This window comes from Shewanella indica, from assembly GCF_002836975.1.
Taxonomy (GTDB): Bacteria; Pseudomonadota; Gammaproteobacteria; order Enterobacterales; family Shewanellaceae; genus Shewanella; species Shewanella indica.
Genome location: NZ_NIJK01000040.1, coordinates 113,097 through 128,360, shown reverse-complemented (window position 1 = coordinate 128,360; position 15,264 = coordinate 113,097). Strand labels below are relative to the sequence as shown.

The following is a 15,264-nucleotide window of genomic DNA, read 5'->3' as shown; positions in this document are numbered from 1 at the left end:
GTACCTTTATTGATAAAATTGACTCGATAGACAATAAAAGCATCAATTCCGCACAAACAATGCCATGGCTTCGGTGTGATGAGTCTGGGGGAACATGTCCAACACACTGAGGCGCCCCAGGCGATAGCCTTGCGCGAGCAATAACACGCTGTCCCGCGCCAAGCTCGCCGGATTGCAAGAAACATACACTACTCGCTCTGGCGCGATGTTTTTCAGGTAAGAAAGCGTCTCATAGGCCCCGGCACGGGCGGGATCCAGCAGCAGCTTATCCACCTTGCCAAGCCAGGGCTCGGCCGAAAGGTCGGCGCTAAGATCGGCGCAAAAGAACTGCACACCTTCAAGCCCGGCTTGTTTGGCATTTTGCCTGGCCTGCTCAACCATGGCGGGCACACCCTCGACACCTGTGACCCTGGCGCCGGTGGCCGCCAGCGGTAGGCTGAAGTTACCCATGCCGCAAAAGAGATCCAGTATGTGCTCACCGGCCTTGGGTTGCAGCCAATCTATGGCCTTGGCCACCATGGCGCGGTTCACTTCGCCGTTGACCTGAATAAAATTCCCCGGATTAAACTTAAGCGTCAGCTCATCGCCATCGACGCCGGGCAAGCGGTAGCTTGGCTGACTGCCCGTAAGATATTCACACTCGCCCTGATTGTCCTGCAGCACCAACTGCAATCCTTGCTGCCCGGCAAAGGCCTTGAGCTTTTCCTTGTCTTTATTCACCAGTGGCCGGGTAATTCTCAGCACCACAAAACGACCGGCTTCGGTTTCAATCAGCTCCACATGACCAAGCTGAGCCACGCCCTGCAGGTGCGCCAGTTGCGCCGCCAACGGTTTTATCAGCTCAGACAACGAAGCCGCCAACACAGGGCATTCGCCGATGGCAACTACCTTACTGCTGGATTTAGCCCTGAACCCCAGGGTGAATTCGCGACTTTGTTTGTCATACCAGGTCGCCAGTCTGGCCTTGCGTCTATAATGCCAAGGGGCAGAAGCCAACTCGCCTATCTCCGGCAGTTCCGATAAGCCAGAGAGCTTGGCAAACAGCTCGGCCAGGGCCCGGCGCTTGTGCTGCCGCTGGCTCAAATCTGACAAGTGTTGCAGATCGCAGCCGCCGCAAAGCGCATAATGGGGGCATTGGGGTTCAACCCGCTCCGGGGATGTTTGGCTGATGCGGATGAGTTTACCCCTGGCATAGTTCTTTTTTTGTTCGGTGAGCTGCACCTCGGCGCTCTCACCGGGCAATAAGCCGGGAATGAACACCACTTTGCCCTGATATTGACCGATCCCGGCACCCTGATGATCCAATCCGGAAGCCGTGAGTGACAGTTTTGCGGAGACTTTCTTGGATCTGTTTGGTTTTTCTCTAAAAAATTGTGCCATCTAGGCCCCTGAAACGATAAAAAACTGGCAAAGACGCCGGGATATCTGGCAGTCTATCTATAGCCGTAAAACAAACTAGCTGGAATACCTATACCGCCCATGAACAGTGCGAATAACATGACCAAGTACAGCCTCAGATCCTGGGTGCTGGTATTGGCCCTGGCTCCTACCATTTTGGTCGGTATTCTTCTGGGCAGTTACTTTACCATAAATCGCTTTTATGAGCTTGAAGATACGCTCATAGAACAGGGCAGTAATATCATAGAGCCGCTGGCCATCGCCAGCGAGATAGGCCTGGCTGCCAACAACCGCGAAGCCACCAAACGCCTGCTCGCCGCGGCTCAGCTCAACAAGTCGACCTTGGTGAAATCCATCGCCATCTTCGATGCCGACAACCAGCTGTTTGTCACCTCCCATTATCACAAAGACTTTGAGATCATGCGCTACAAGGGCGCCATCTCGGATCTGGCCCGCACCGAATACGATCAGCTAGGCGACAGCCTGGTGCTTAGGGCACCGATTTTCGCTGCCGGTAGTCTGCTGGCGATAGACGACGCTCCCGGCTTCAATGAAAAACCCCTGGGCTATATCTCTTTGCTGCTCAACAAGGAAAAGGCGCTGCTGGAACAGCACAGAGCCGCGGTGGCGGCTTTTATCATAGTGCTTATCGGGGTGCAGCTGAATCTGCTGTTCACCTTCCGCCTGGTAAAGAATGTCACTCAGCCGATCACCGACATGGTGCGGGTGGTGGCCAAAATCCGTGAGGGCAAGCTGGATACCCGACTGGAGGGTAATCTCATCGGTGAGCTGGATCTGCTCAAACGGGGGATTAACGCCATGGCGGGCTCCTTGTCGGAATACCACGACGAGATGCAGCAAAATATCGATCAGGCGACCTCGGATCTCAGGGAAACCCTGGAACAGATTGAAATTCAGAACGTCGAACTGGACTTGGCCAAGAAACGGGCACTGGAAGCCAGCCGGATAAAATCCGAATTCTTGGCCAACATGTCCCACGAGCTAAGAACGCCGCTCAATGGCGTGATAGGTTTTGCCCGTCAACTATTGAAAACGCCGCTGCACGCCAGCCAGATGGAATATATTCGTACCATTGAACGCAGTGCCACCAACCTACTGGGGATCATCAACGACATCCTCGACTTCTCCAAGCTGGAAGCCGGTAAGATGGTGCTGGAAACCATGCCATTCGCCCTCAGGGAAACCCTGGATGACACCCTGATGCTGCTGTCCGGTTCCGCCCACGAAAAAGGGCTGGAACTGGTCGTGGATGTAGCCCCAGAAGTGCCGGATGCCGTTAGCGGAGACGCCATGCGGGTTGGCCAGATCATTACCAATCTGGTGGGTAATGCCATCAAGTTTACCGATCAGGGCAGTGTGCTGTTGAAGGTAGATATCAGCAACATCAAAGAAGACAAATTGCTGCTGCACTGTGAGGTATCGGATACGGGGATTGGCATTGAAGATAGTCAGCAGGAGTTGCTGTTCCAGGCGTTTGGCCAGGCCGATTCATCCATCTCCCGCCGCTTTGGCGGTACTGGTCTTGGATTAGTGATAACCAAGCGCCTCATTAATCAGATGGGCGGCCAGATAGGCTTCAGTTCCAGGGTGGGCAAAGGCTCTACCTTCTGGTTTACCTTACCACTGATGACCAGCCAATTCTCCATAGGTGAACCACTGCCACTGGAACAGCTTAGCGCCAAGACGGTATTGCTGTTTGAACCCAGACCCTTGACCCGCTCTGTGCTCAACCGCCGCCTGCAACATTGGCAGATGCAGGTCAACAGTGTCCACACTGTGCCGCAACTGGAAGCCGAGCTTGCTCAGAACAAGGCACATTTCGACTATGTGCTGCTCGGTTGTCACGGCTTCGATGGTCCATCACAATTGCAGTCAGTACTTAAGAGCGCCAGACAAGTCACCGAGGCCCTTATCGCCCTATTTGACTGCCATGACCAGGAAGCGTTGGAGCGTTATATCCGTCCCGCGGTGGATCTGGTGTTGAGTATCCCCGCCAGCGAATACCTGATGGCACGCAATATGATTTATCTGCCACAGGAGTCGGAGCTCAAACCCGCCCGCCCCCAATTGGTAGAGCCGCAGCCACGCCACAAACTCAATGTGCTGGCGGTGGATGATAACCCGGCCAACCTCAAGCTGATTGACACCCTACTCGATGAACTGGTTACAGGAGTAACCACGGCCAGTAATGGCGAGCAGGCGGTCAACCTTGCCAAAAAACGCAGTTTTGATTTGATCTTTATGGATATTCAAATGCCGGGGACTGATGGTATTACCGCCACCCGGCTCATCCGTCAGGACTCGCTGAATCGTAATACACCGATAGTCGCGGTCACGGCTCATGCCATCAATGAGGAGCGCGAGCGGATCCTCAATAGTGGCATGGACGGCTATCTGCCCAAGCCTATCGATGAAGCCGCACTGAAAGGAGTGATCAGTCGCTGGATTACCCGGCCCAAGTTTACTCATTTTGATCAACATACTCTCAACTGGGAGCTGTGTTTGACCCAGGCCAACCAGAAGCAGGAACTGGCACTGGATATGCTCAGAATGTTGATTGATTCCATGCCCAAAACCAGAGCCACCATACAAGAGTCACTGGAACAAAATGACGTAGACGAAATGAAGGCCTGTATTCACAAACTGCACGGTGCCTGTTGCTACTGCGGCGTACCGACGCTGCAAAAACTCTGTCAAACTGTGGAAGGCGGTCTCAAGCAAGGCAATAACATTACCGAGCTGGAGCCGGAAATACTGGAGTTACTTGATGAGCTAACTAAGGTAGAATCCGCGGCAAAACAAGTGATATCCCAACTTTCGATGGATTTAACCAATGACAACTAAACCTGGCTTCTTTAAACGCCTGAAGGCACTGGAACTGCCGCAAAAAAAACTCTTTGCCGTGGCATTATGCCAACGTATGTACCCCAACTACCAACTGTTTTCCGAAGTGTGTGAGTTCGGAGATCCCCAAGTATTGGATACTGTGCTGAATCTGCTGTGGCAGTCTTTGTATGACCGTAAACTCAAGTTGAACCTTGAGCTGCAGATGGCTAAATTGGAAGAAAACACCCCGGAACCGGCCCAATTCGACGCCTATGGAGTCTACCCTGCCATGGATGCTGCTGTGGCGCTCAGTTCACTGCTTGGCGCGCTGGAAAGCAAGGTGGAAGACGACATCACCAATATCTCCAAGTTGTCATCCGGTACTGTCGCCAACTATATTGAAGCCATTGCCGATCCCGAATTGGATGGAGAGGCATTGGACGAGTTTGTCTTCAGCCACGAAGTGATGCAGGAAGAGCGCGAGTTGCAGGCATCCTTGCTGGAAATTATCGAGGAAAACCCGCAGATAACCGCAGATTTTGTCAAAGCACTGCGCAAGGAAATCGTCATGAACGGCGTATCCAACATAGGAATAAGCGTTCAACAAGATGCGTAAGCTGGTTTATCGCGGTTATATCCTCAGTAATACCGATGGCCTTACCGACAGCTGGACCCTGACCATAGGCCAGACCAGCCGCACCGGCTCTTTGTTCGAACTGAGAAGGCAAATCAACTTCTTTGAAGAGTTGGGGGTATTGCCACAGCCCAGAATGACTGATCAGCAGGTCACAGACAATTCATCGGCTCCCCAAGGGAAGACAAGAAATAAACAGCTCTCCCCAAAGCAACATTTCCGCAAAAGCAGTAAACCATAAGGCCGGACGGGCAAATAGTCCGGCTTAGGGTTTATCTATTTCAAGCATATCCAACATCCATAAACCCTGCCCTTTTGCGGTTTGGATGCTTTGAAGGGTTGGCTCTCCAGGGCCTTGAATTTAATCAAATCATTCTTGTCTCCCTCCTGGCTATCAATTACTCTGAAACCATATTGGCAATGGATAGCTTAACTTCAGCCCATAAGGTCCAAACCTAAGAAGCGACATAAAGCTTGATGTAAAGCAACCGCTTTAGGCCGGGACGTGAAGGCTAGATGGGATGCCCTCAGGATCATCCACCAAGTAACAGGGAAGTTTGTCATCTCTCCCAGTTGCAATAAATCAACTCAACATACTGTCTGGCGGAATTCAAGATGCTTAGTTCATCAGCATCATCCAATAGTCTCTGTGTGAAAAGTTAACCAGAAGTTTCTCTACGGCCAGTATTGTTATATCTCTACCATCTCAGGTATTAGCCAAAAACAATCACTTTTGGGAGACTCAACTTGACCATTAAAGCGCTGCTTTTTCTTATCTGCCTGTCGGCATCGGGTATTGCCCATATAAAAACGGCCAAAGCAGACACTGTCGCCGATCAAGCGCCAGGGTCTGAACATGCACTGCAAAGACTCAGTAGCAAAAGCCAGCCCAAGACCCAGGTGATGATACTCGGCACCCTGCACCTAAGCAGTATTCAACAGCAATTGGACAGCAGCTCGCTATCCTCCATCCTTGAGCCCCTCTCCCGTTACCAGCCTACGGCCATAGCGGTGGAGTCACTGCGGCCACAGGATATCGCGGCCATGATCAACGGCTCTGGCGAGTATCAAACTGTGTTGGATCATTTTGTGGGACAAAGATTTCTGGCGCTGGCGATAAAAGAGCAGCAGGCGTTGCGACTCTCGGCGCAAAAGGCGCTTGAGAGTCTGGAGCCCTTATTGGACGAAACAAGCCTTGAACCTGTGCAGCGAGCAAGGCTCATCAAGTTAGCCGTTGCCGCCTATCACAAAGAGTTAGCCCTGCTGCACTGGCATTATTTGGACAAAACCGCAGCGAGTTCAACTATTTCCACCGAGTTGCAGCACTATCTGGAGCAACTTGCCGCGAGCAACAACGAGAAAAACACCCTTGGCAACAACCTGGCCATGACACTGAAGCTCAAGTGGATTTATCCGATAGATGATCATCTGGATAAAGATCTCTACCGCCCCATCGAAGCGCGACTGCTGGAGTCTTACAATCAGTCGCCCCATGCCGCCGCTTTGGCCAAAAGCGACTATATCAACAAGCCACAAAGACTGAAGACAGAGGCGCTTGAAACAGGCAACTGGTTGCCGCTCTTTTCCTGGCTAAACAGCCAGGAGTACCAGACGGCCGTCATTGACCAGGAGTGGAGCCTGTTTATCGATAAAGATTTACCCCCGGATGCGGCGCTCTCCCGGGTTGCCCTTTGGGAGATACGCAATCTCAACATGAGCTCCCACATAATGCGCGTGGTGGCGGCTAACCCTGGAGGTCGGGTGCTGGTGATAGTCGGAGCCAGCCACAAGGTGTTTCTGGAGCAGTATTTGGCCAATATGTTAGGAGTTAAACTGATCCAGCCGCAGCAGTATTTTACTCCCCCCAAAAGTCCACATAACAACCACTAAAGAGCCAATAGCTGGTTTTAGTTGTCAACAAGGAACCCCATGAAACAATTACAAAGTGTCGCCTGGCTACATGAGAAAAACGCTGAAGTCTTGTGTGTCAAATCCAAGGGCAAAGATAAATTCTTTATTCCCGGCGGCAAACCTGAACCAGGTGAAACCCTTGAACAAGCCCTGACTCGGGAGTTAAAGGAAGAACTCAGCATAAAACTGCAGCAAGACACCATTTGCTACAGATTCAGCATCACGGATAAGGCCTTTGGCCTTGAGAACACTGAGCTGACGATGCACTGTTTCAGCGCGGGCTTTAGTGGCAACATCAATTCTGCCGCCGAGATAGAAAGTCAGGAGTGGATAGGTATAGCAGATATGGCAAAATGCGCACCGGCGGCGCAGCAGGCGATTGCAAGACTGCTTGACTGTGACCATTGAATCGACGTTTGCTAAAGCAGCCTTGTCCAACTTGGTCTATCCAGCCGCCAGATAACACAGAGTCAGGCTCGCACTCGCAAGCGAGCCAGGGAGAACACAAATGGACAAAAAACGGCAACAAACTGACGGTAGCGTTTCTATCGACCATAAAATTGCTGCCTTGGGCGGCTGGCGCGCCGAGATGCTTGGCCATATCCGTGAACTTATCAAGGCCGCTATTCCCGAGGTAGTTGAAGAGTGCAAATGGGTAAAGCCAACCAACCCGTCCGGTGTACCTGTATGGTCAAGCCAAGGCATACTCTGTACCGGCGAGTCATACAAAGCCAAATTAAAACTCACATTTGCCAATGGCGCTTCGCTGGCGGATCCCCACAAACTGTTTAATGCTGGCCTTGAGGGCAAACAGCGTAGAGCCATAGATATTACCCAGGGCCAATCTTTGGATGAAACGGCTTTCAAGGCACTGATAAGCGCCGCTGCCGACTTCAACCACAACAAAGCACTGAAACAATCAAAGCGCTAAAAGGGCTGCCACAGCGGCAGCATAGATGCACCAAGCTAAAGATATACAAATCTAAGGAAGATCAATGAATAACCCGTTTATTCGCCGTTTAGCAATATTATGTTTGCCCTTATTTTCCCTCTGCCTGGCGCCCGCGGCATTTGCCGAAACGGATGAGCTTTTTAAGCAGTATCTACAGGGCAATTATCAGCTGGTTGGCAAAGCCATTGATTCAAATGCCAGCTACACCGGCAAGATGAGCATTTATGAGCAGGGCGGCGAACTTAAGGTACACCGGGAGATAGAAGGCTTAAGCATTCAAGGGACTGCGGCGATAGAGCCAGTGCTGAACGGCGATGCCAAGGTACTTAGGATCCGCTTTCAGCAACAAGAGCGGGATATTGAAGCCAGCTGCCTTTGGCGCGGCGATTTGGATAACTATGCCCGCATCAGCTGTTACCTGTATCATCCGGGGCATGACACAGAAAACCCTGGCCTGGAGGCACTGTTTCACTTGAGACAGCACTGATGGGCAGAATTAACAAACCAGGCTTGCCATCACACATTCAACACCTTTAACTTATTAATTCTCTTTAGCAATCAAACAGGGAAGTCACTATGAATCGTAAACTCATCACTTTAATCAGCAGCGCCTTAATGCTGGTTATTGGCACTACTGCGCAGGCCTGCACCCGCGCCGTCTATCACGGTGAACAGCAGTTGGTGATCACCGCTCGCTCCATGGACTGGCGCGACGAGATCCCGGCGAGTCTGTGGCTGTTTCCCCGCGGCATGCTGCGTCATGGGGCAGTCGGCGACAACTCAGTCACCTGGACCTCACGCTACGGCAGCCTGATCACCAGCGCCTTTGATATCTCCAGCACCGACGGCATGAATGAAAAAGGTCTGGTGGCCAATCTGCTCTGGCTGGCAGAGTCGAGTTATCCCGAGTACCAGGGTAAACGAAAAGGCTTGTCGGTCGCCGCCTGGGTGCAATATGTACTGGATAACTTTGCCACTGTTGCAGAAACAGTCGAGGCGCTGAGAGCCGAACCTTTTGCGGTGGTTTCCGCCAATATTCCCGGTACCCAACGCTTTGCCACCCTGCATCTGTCGATTTCCGATGCAGCAGGTGACAGCGCCATATTCGAGTATATAGACGGCAAGCTGGTGATCCATCACGATCCAAAGTACCGGGTCATGACCAACTCCCCCATCTTCGAGCAGCAACTGGCACTGAACCAGTATTGGCAGCAGATTGGCGGCTTTACCATGTTGCCTGGAACCAACCGCGCCGCCGACCGGTTTGTCAGGGCCTCTTTCTATATGGATGCCATTCCCAAGACAGCCAATACCCGGGTGGCGGTAGCCGGCGCCTTCAGCGTCATACGTAACGCCTCTGTGCCTTTCGGTATAGCTTCCGAGACCGAACCGAATATCTCTTCGACCCGTTGGCGCTCGGTCTCTGATCATAAAAATCGGGTGTATTACTTTGAAACCGCCTTGACCCCCAACACCTTCTGGGTCGATATGAAAGGCATCGACTTTGGTAAGCTGCAAGAAGTGAAAAAGCTGGCCATCAACAACAGCAGCATCTACTCAGGTAATGCGTTGCAAGACTTTGTCACGGCCAAGCCCTTTAAGTTCGCGGGGCTTTAATCTCTAAACAGACTGGGAGCCTAAGACTCCCAGTCTGCCTTGCCCAACCTGCTATTGAATGCACCTACCGAATAAAGGACTCAAACTGTTCAGCCCGGCTTAAGGCTGATAGCTGATACTGTGAACTCTAAGAACCTTTGCAGGAGTCCTGTGGATGAAGCAGTCCAACACCTTAGGCAAAAAATATTTCCCCGCCAAAAAAACTGTACTCTGGATGTTTTCGGCCCTGGCCCTTGGCTCACTCTCCGGCTGCGGCTGGTTTGCCGCAGATGAAAAGACACAACTGGAGCAGCAGTGGCTCGCCAAAGATCAAGAGTTACAACAAGCCATTGAGCAGATCCGCTCTCAAGGTCTGGATGCCATCAATCGCAGCGCCGAGGTCAGCTCAATGACCGCCTGCGTCGCTGAAAAGCTCAGTCACGATCCGCTTGGTGAACTGATCCAGGTCGATGGCGTCCTGGCAGAGCCCGCCAGGGTCAGCGAGCTGCTCGGCCAAATTCAACAGCTACTGGAGCAAGGCTTCAGCTTTGAAAACGCGGCCGCACTACTGAATAAGGGCGCGGATCTCGCCGCCTATGTCAGCACACTTATCGAATCCCAGGGAATAGACAAGGCTTTGGCAGATGTCGAACAGCTACTGAAAAACGGCACTGATATTAAGGATCAGCAACTCGGTGGCCACTTGCAAACCCTGCTGAACCAATGCCGCCAATCCCCTCCTAAAGGAAATGGATAGCGGCTGAACGTCATTCCGCTAAAAAAAGGTGGCGGCTATCCATTACCTGCCACCACCTTAAGCAAAGCTCAATCACTGTTGGGATCTTACCGCCGCTCTCCCCTCCCCTTGCCCGCCAAGGACTTGGCTACAGGCGCCACAGACTCACCAAATAAAAGAGAAATCCCAGTTACCCAATTAGATATTCAAACCAAAAACCAGTTTTTATCGCCACCAAAACAACAAAAACCAGACAATTGCGCCATAGCTTTAAATCTTGGCTGTGATAGAGTCTCTTTGAACAAGGATCCGAGTCTGAATGTAATGGAGGCCATATGAGTACAGCAGTTCCACGTACCGTCACATCTCCCAAAAAGTTCATTATTGGCAAAGGCTTATTGTCGCAAATGCACGAATATGTGCATGACTTCGGCGACAATGCTTTTATTATCGCCGATGAGTTTATTCTCAGCAGGCTTGAGGACGAAGCCCTGACGGGGCTTGAGCAAAACGGCATCAACAACCAACTGGAAAAATTCAACTACGAGTGCAGCGAAGTCGAGATCCAGCGTCTTGTCGCCCTGGCTGAACAGGCCCACGCCAACGTCATTGTCGGTGTCGGCGGCGGTAAGACACTGGATGCCGCCAAGGCCGTTGCCTTCCACCTTAAGTACCCTGTTGTCCTGTACCCCACCATAGCGTCAACCGATGCACCCTGTACGGCTTTATCAGTGATTTATACCGAAGCGGGTGAATTTGAACGCTATCTGTTCCTGCCACAGAATCCGGATGCCGTGATTGCCGACACCAGCATCATCGCCGCCGCGCCGGCGCGTTTCTTTGCTGCAGGCATAGGCGACGCTCTGGCCACCTACTTTGAAGCCAGGGCCTGTTATCAAGCCGATGGTGTCAACCTGGTGCTGAAAAAACCTTCGCGTACCGGTCTTGGTCTGGCACAACTGTGCTATCAATTGCTGAGTGAAAACGTGGCCGCCGCTATGGATGCGGTAAACAACAAGATAGTGACCCCGGCGCTGGAGCAAACCATAGAGGCAACCATCTATTTAAGCGGTGTTGGTGCCGAAGCCGGTGGCCTTGCGGCAGCGCACGCCGTCAATAACGGCATGTCGGCGGTTGCCGAGCTGCATGGTGCCCAGCATGGCGAAAAGGTGGTCTTTGGCCTCTTGACCCAGCTGGTGCTGGAAAACGCCCCACAGAGCGAAATCGACAATGTTGTCCGCATCATTAAAACCGCAGGTTTGCCGCTGACTTTGGCGGATATGGGGCTAAAACGCTTCCGTGAGGAGGAGTGGCGTAAAGTTGCCGAAATTGCCTGTGCCGAAGGCGATACCATGGGCAATATGCCTATGGCGGTCAGTGCCGATGATGTTTATCAGGCGATGATCGCAGCCAACGCCATGGCCGAGCGCTATAGTCACCGAAACTGACGATATACAAACAGCACAACCCCTCTCCCGAAAGAGAGGGGTTGCATCTTTCCTCACGCAAGATCAAGGCGATAAGTTGCACTTTTGTTAACCTCTGCTGTTTTTAAGCTTTTTAAAAACAAAGAACTAACAAGAAAGGACTAAAAATCACCAACCGATAGACATCAGACTGCCGACGTGACCGAGATCACACAAACATCGCCATTTAAAGCGTAGAAAGGTTTGAGCTTTTTTTGCCACTCACCTCTGAGGGGCAGAACCCACGATAACTTCAAACATTTTCACCCGATGCCAGGAGTTGGCGTCAATACCCTATTACTTGCAACGCTGGGAGGAACACATGGCATATGCAACGATCAATCCCTTCACGGGAGAGCTCATCAAACAATTTCCCAATGCCACTGACGCCGAAGTCACTGAGGCAATTGAGTCGGCCCACCAGGCCTTTTTGAGTTGGCGCAATACCTCTTTTGCCGACAAAGCTGAAATACTCAATCGGGCTGCAGCGCTGCTCAGAGACAGCAAGCGCCGTTACGCCGAACTGCTGACCCTGGAAATGGGTAAAGTCATTGGAGAGGCCGAAGCTGAAGTCGAACTGTCGGCGCAGATCCTCGAATACTATGCCCAGCATGCCGAGAGACTGCTGGCACCACAGAAACTGCCGGTGGCCGATCCCGCCGAAGGGGAAGCGCTGCTGGTCAATGAACCTCTTGGGGTCTTACTGGCTATTGAACCCTGGAACTTCCCCTATTACCAGATAGCCAGGATCCTGGCACCGCAACTTTCTGCCGGCAACACCCTGCTGCTGAAACACGCTTCCAATGTGCCTCAGTGCGCCGCCGCTTTCGAGAGCCTGATGCGGGATGCCGGCCTGCCACAGGGTGCCTTCCAGAACCTGTATGCAACCCGGGATCAAGTCGAGCAGATCATCAACTCACCCAAGGTACATGGCGTGGCACTGACCGGCTCTGAAGGTGCAGGCGCCGTTATTGCCTCTCAGGCCGGTAAGGCACTGAAAAAATCCACCCTGGAACTGGGCGGCTCTGACGCCTTTATCGTGCTGGAAGATGCCGAGCTTGAGAAAACCATAGATTGGGCGGTATTTGGCCGTCACTGGAACGCCGGTCAGGTGTGTGTTTCATCCAAACGGATGATCCTGGTGGAAGCCATCTACGACAAGTTTATGGAAGGCTATACCAAAGGCGTAGCCGCGCTTAAAGCCGGTGATCCTATGGATCCTAATACGACTCTGGCACCTCTGTCTTCCCAGGGTGCTGCCGATGAAGTGAAACAGAAAATTCGTGAAGCGGTTGAGCATGGTGCCACAGCCACCGAAGTTGGCCCCAAAGTGCCGGAGCAAGGCGCTTTTGTACAGCCAACCATACTTACCAATGTGACCCCGGACAACCCGGCTTACTATTGGGAGTTCTTCGGACCTGTCTCAATGATCCTTAAAGCCAAGGATGAACAGGAAGCGATTGCCATTGCCAACGACTCGCCCTTCGGCCTCGGTGGCTCTGTGTTCACCGCCGATGAACAACGCGGTCTGGCGGTAGCCAAGCAAGTCTCTACCGGGATGATGTTTGTGAACCATCCCACCATGGTTAAGGCTGATTTGCCCTTTGGCGGTATCCGCCGCTCCGGCTATGGTCGTGAGTTGATAGACCTCGGATTGAAAGAGTTCGTTAACCACAAGCTGATCAACGTGGTGGATATCAACGCCCCCTTCTGATCTCGCTTGAAGCATACTTGATTAGATCAAGACCCGGTCACCTGGCCGGGTCTTTTATCGCCACAATCAAATCGACTTGCAAACTGACAGGTTTCGGCACAAAGCACAGAACGCGGCAGCGCCCAAAGCGGAATAACCAATGGTATGACCCTTGTATTCAGTACCTTGCCCATGTCATCTTAACCGATACCTAATACTCAAAACCGCGTAATTCATGTCCGGACTGGAAAAGAAACTGCCGCCCCTGGCGCTCTTGCTGCTGTTTGCGCTACTGTTGCAGCTAACATCCTATTATTTGCCTTCTTCAAACCTGCATCCGACCTTTAGTTTGGGGCTCGCTGTTTCTCTGTTAACTGCTGGGCTGGTTATTCCTTTGGCTGGAGTACTGAGCTTCAAACGCCATGGAACCACGCCGGATCCCAGGGTGCCCGAACAGAGTTCGGCCTTTGTGACCTCAGGTATTTACCGCTGCTCACGCAACCCCATGTACCTGGGGTTTGTATTCTTGCTGCTGGCACAGGCCGTCTTTCTCAACTGCCTATGGGTACTGTTTTTAATCGCCCTTTTTGTTGCCTATTTGCAACGCTTTCAGATCCTTCCGGAAGAAAGGGCAATGCAGCAACTCTTTGGTGACAGCTACCGCTTGTATTGTCAAAAAGTCAGACGCTGGATTTAGCCGCTTATTTGGCGAAGGAAAGCATAGCTGCCCCTAAGATTCTTGCTCACAAAGCACTATGGCTGTGACCCAGTTCACAACCATATTATCCGCCGCTAATTCAGCTTCCCAGTTTGCATCTTTAGCTCATACCCGAGACGCTATCACTGCACATCTCTGGCATAATTGATGCTGACGGTCAACCACATATTTTTGAGACACTGCCATGCCCCTGTTTGCCAGAGCCTCCGCCTTCGCCGATTTTATCTACCGCCATTCCCGTGCCGTACACACGGTAAAACTGGCCTTGGCGCTGTTTATTGCCGCCGCCATCAACGCCATCTGGTCCCTGCCTCACTTTGTCTGGAGCATGGTCACCATAGTGATCATCATGATGGGCCTGCCACAAGTGGGCGGCGCTATCGAAAAATCACTGCAGCGGGCCATAGGCACCTGCCTGGGCTCGGCTTACGGGGTCTCATTGGTGATCTTGATGAATGGCTATTGGGATCTGATGGGGTTGCTGATCCTCGGGGTCAGCATAGTCTGTTATCTCAACGCCGGCCGTTACAGCTATGCCTATCTGGTGGCGGGATTCACCATGATTATAGTGATAGGTGACGCCAACCACGACACCTCGGAAGCTCTGTGGCGTACCGCCAATATTCTTATCGGATGCGTGATTGCCGTGCTGGTCTCCCTGTTTGTATTGCCAATCAAGGCCAAACAAGACTGGCGGGCACAGCTGGCAAGCTCACTGAAAATCATGACCCAAGTACTGGAACAACATCTCAATGCCGGCCAGGAAGAGCCGGAAAATGCCCGTAAATCGCTGGAGACGGCAATGAAGGCGGTGCTGGCGCAGAAAAAGCTGCTTTTTTCGCTGGAATGGGAAAGCCAAACATTAAAGAAAGAGGCCGCTACTCTGACCGAGCTGGCCAACAAACAGATAAGGGTGATCACTCTTTTGGAGCTGCTACTGCTCACCCGCTGGAAGGCCGAAGAAGATGCGGCTTACGCCAGAGTCAAACAGGTGGCCAGTGGGCTACAGCGAGAGTTCGCCTATCTGGCAGACTATGTGGCCGGCAACACACCCGACTGTCCCAAACTCCCCCTGGGACTTGGTTATCAATTGCAGCAACAGCTACTAAAGCAACTGCCATCTGAGCCGAGCGACGACTCGCCGGAAGCGGCCCATCAAGACTTTGCGCTCAGCGGTTACAGCTGGCTTATCTATCAACTGGCCCAGGCACTGCTGGCCATTCATGGCGAGCTGGCCAGCCTGGATCTGGCCTATAAGCGCAAAGCATCTTCCCAGCGCCAGTTGGATATTCCCGATTAACCCGTCAATTGCC

Annotated in this window: 14 protein-coding genes; 13 read left to right on the top strand and 1 reads right to left on the bottom strand. The window is 52.3% G+C overall.

The genetic code is table 11. The features are described 5' to 3' along the window. Positions 1-42: 42 nt before the first annotated feature. Positions 43-1,380, bottom strand: coding sequence for a 23S rRNA (uracil(1939)-C(5))-methyltransferase RlmD (rlmD, locus tag CX650_RS14180; protein ID WP_101096164.1), 1,338 nt, complete (start codon positions 1,378-1,380; stop codon positions 43-45). A gap of 99 nt (positions 1,381-1,479) precedes the next feature. On the opposite strand from rlmD, the gene barA reads away from it, so the two are divergent. The 13 genes from barA (at position 1,480) to CX650_RS14115 (ending at position 15,251) form a co-directional block, all read left to right on the top strand. Next, positions 1,480-4,263, top strand: coding sequence for a two-component sensor histidine kinase BarA (gene barA, locus CX650_RS14175; protein ID WP_101096163.1), 2,784 nt, complete (start codon positions 1,480-1,482; stop codon positions 4,261-4,263). Continuing rightward, positions 4,253-4,861 (top strand): YjaG family protein, encoded by a 609-nt coding sequence (locus CX650_RS14170; RefSeq protein WP_101055012.1) that lies wholly within the window; start codon positions 4,253-4,255, stop codon positions 4,859-4,861. Before barA ends, CX650_RS14170 begins: the two co-directional genes overlap by 11 nt. Next, a complete protein-coding gene (locus tag CX650_RS14165; RefSeq protein ID WP_039033721.1) occupies positions 4,854-5,120 on the top strand; it encodes a DUF3319 domain-containing protein in 267 nt (88 codons plus the stop codon). The genes CX650_RS14170 and CX650_RS14165 overlap by 8 nt, the downstream gene beginning before the upstream one ends. 506 nt (positions 5,121-5,626) lie before the next feature. Then, on the top strand, positions 5,627-6,769 hold the full coding sequence (locus CX650_RS14160; protein WP_229800032.1) for a DUF5694 domain-containing protein: 1,143 nt from the start codon (positions 5,627-5,629) through the stop codon (positions 6,767-6,769). Positions 6,770-6,808: 39 nt separating this feature from the next. Further along, positions 6,809-7,198 carry an NUDIX hydrolase gene (locus CX650_RS14155; RefSeq protein WP_101096162.1) on the top strand — a complete coding sequence of 130 codons (390 nt, stop codon included), beginning with the start codon at positions 6,809-6,811 and terminating at the stop codon, positions 7,196-7,198. 100 nt (positions 7,199-7,298) lie between these two features. Next, positions 7,299-7,721: a DUF1801 domain-containing protein gene (locus tag CX650_RS14150; protein WP_052248011.1), complete on the top strand. Its 423-nt coding sequence runs from the start codon at positions 7,299-7,301 to the stop codon at positions 7,719-7,721. Positions 7,722-7,785: 64 nt separating this feature from the next. Then, entirely contained in the window at positions 7,786-8,229 is a 444-nt protein-coding gene (locus CX650_RS14145; protein ID WP_039033719.1) for a hypothetical protein, read from the top strand. An 89-nt stretch (positions 8,230-8,318) separates the two neighbouring features. Beyond that, positions 8,319-9,359, top strand: coding sequence for a linear amide C-N hydrolase (locus tag CX650_RS14140; RefSeq protein ID WP_101096161.1), 1,041 nt, complete (start codon positions 8,319-8,321; stop codon positions 9,357-9,359). Positions 9,360-9,513: 154 nt separating this feature from the next. Next, positions 9,514-10,095, top strand: coding sequence for a hypothetical protein (locus tag CX650_RS14135; RefSeq protein ID WP_308428134.1), 582 nt, complete (start codon positions 9,514-9,516; stop codon positions 10,093-10,095). Between the two features lie 314 nt (positions 10,096-10,409). Further along, positions 10,410-11,522: a glycerol dehydrogenase gene (locus CX650_RS14130; protein WP_101096160.1), complete on the top strand. Its 1,113-nt coding sequence runs from the start codon at positions 10,410-10,412 to the stop codon at positions 11,520-11,522. A 340-nt stretch (positions 11,523-11,862) separates the two neighbouring features. After that, a complete protein-coding gene (locus tag CX650_RS14125) occupies positions 11,863-13,254 on the top strand; it encodes an NAD-dependent succinate-semialdehyde dehydrogenase (RefSeq protein ID WP_101096171.1) in 1,392 nt (463 codons plus the stop codon). A 214-nt stretch (positions 13,255-13,468) separates the two neighbouring features. After that, positions 13,469-13,930 (top strand): methyltransferase family protein, encoded by a 462-nt coding sequence (locus CX650_RS14120; RefSeq protein ID WP_101096159.1) that lies wholly within the window; start codon positions 13,469-13,471, stop codon positions 13,928-13,930. A gap of 205 nt (positions 13,931-14,135) precedes the next feature. Beyond that, entirely contained in the window at positions 14,136-15,251 is a 1,116-nt protein-coding gene (locus CX650_RS14115; protein WP_039033714.1) for an FUSC family protein, read from the top strand. Positions 15,252-15,264 lie beyond the last annotated feature (13 nt).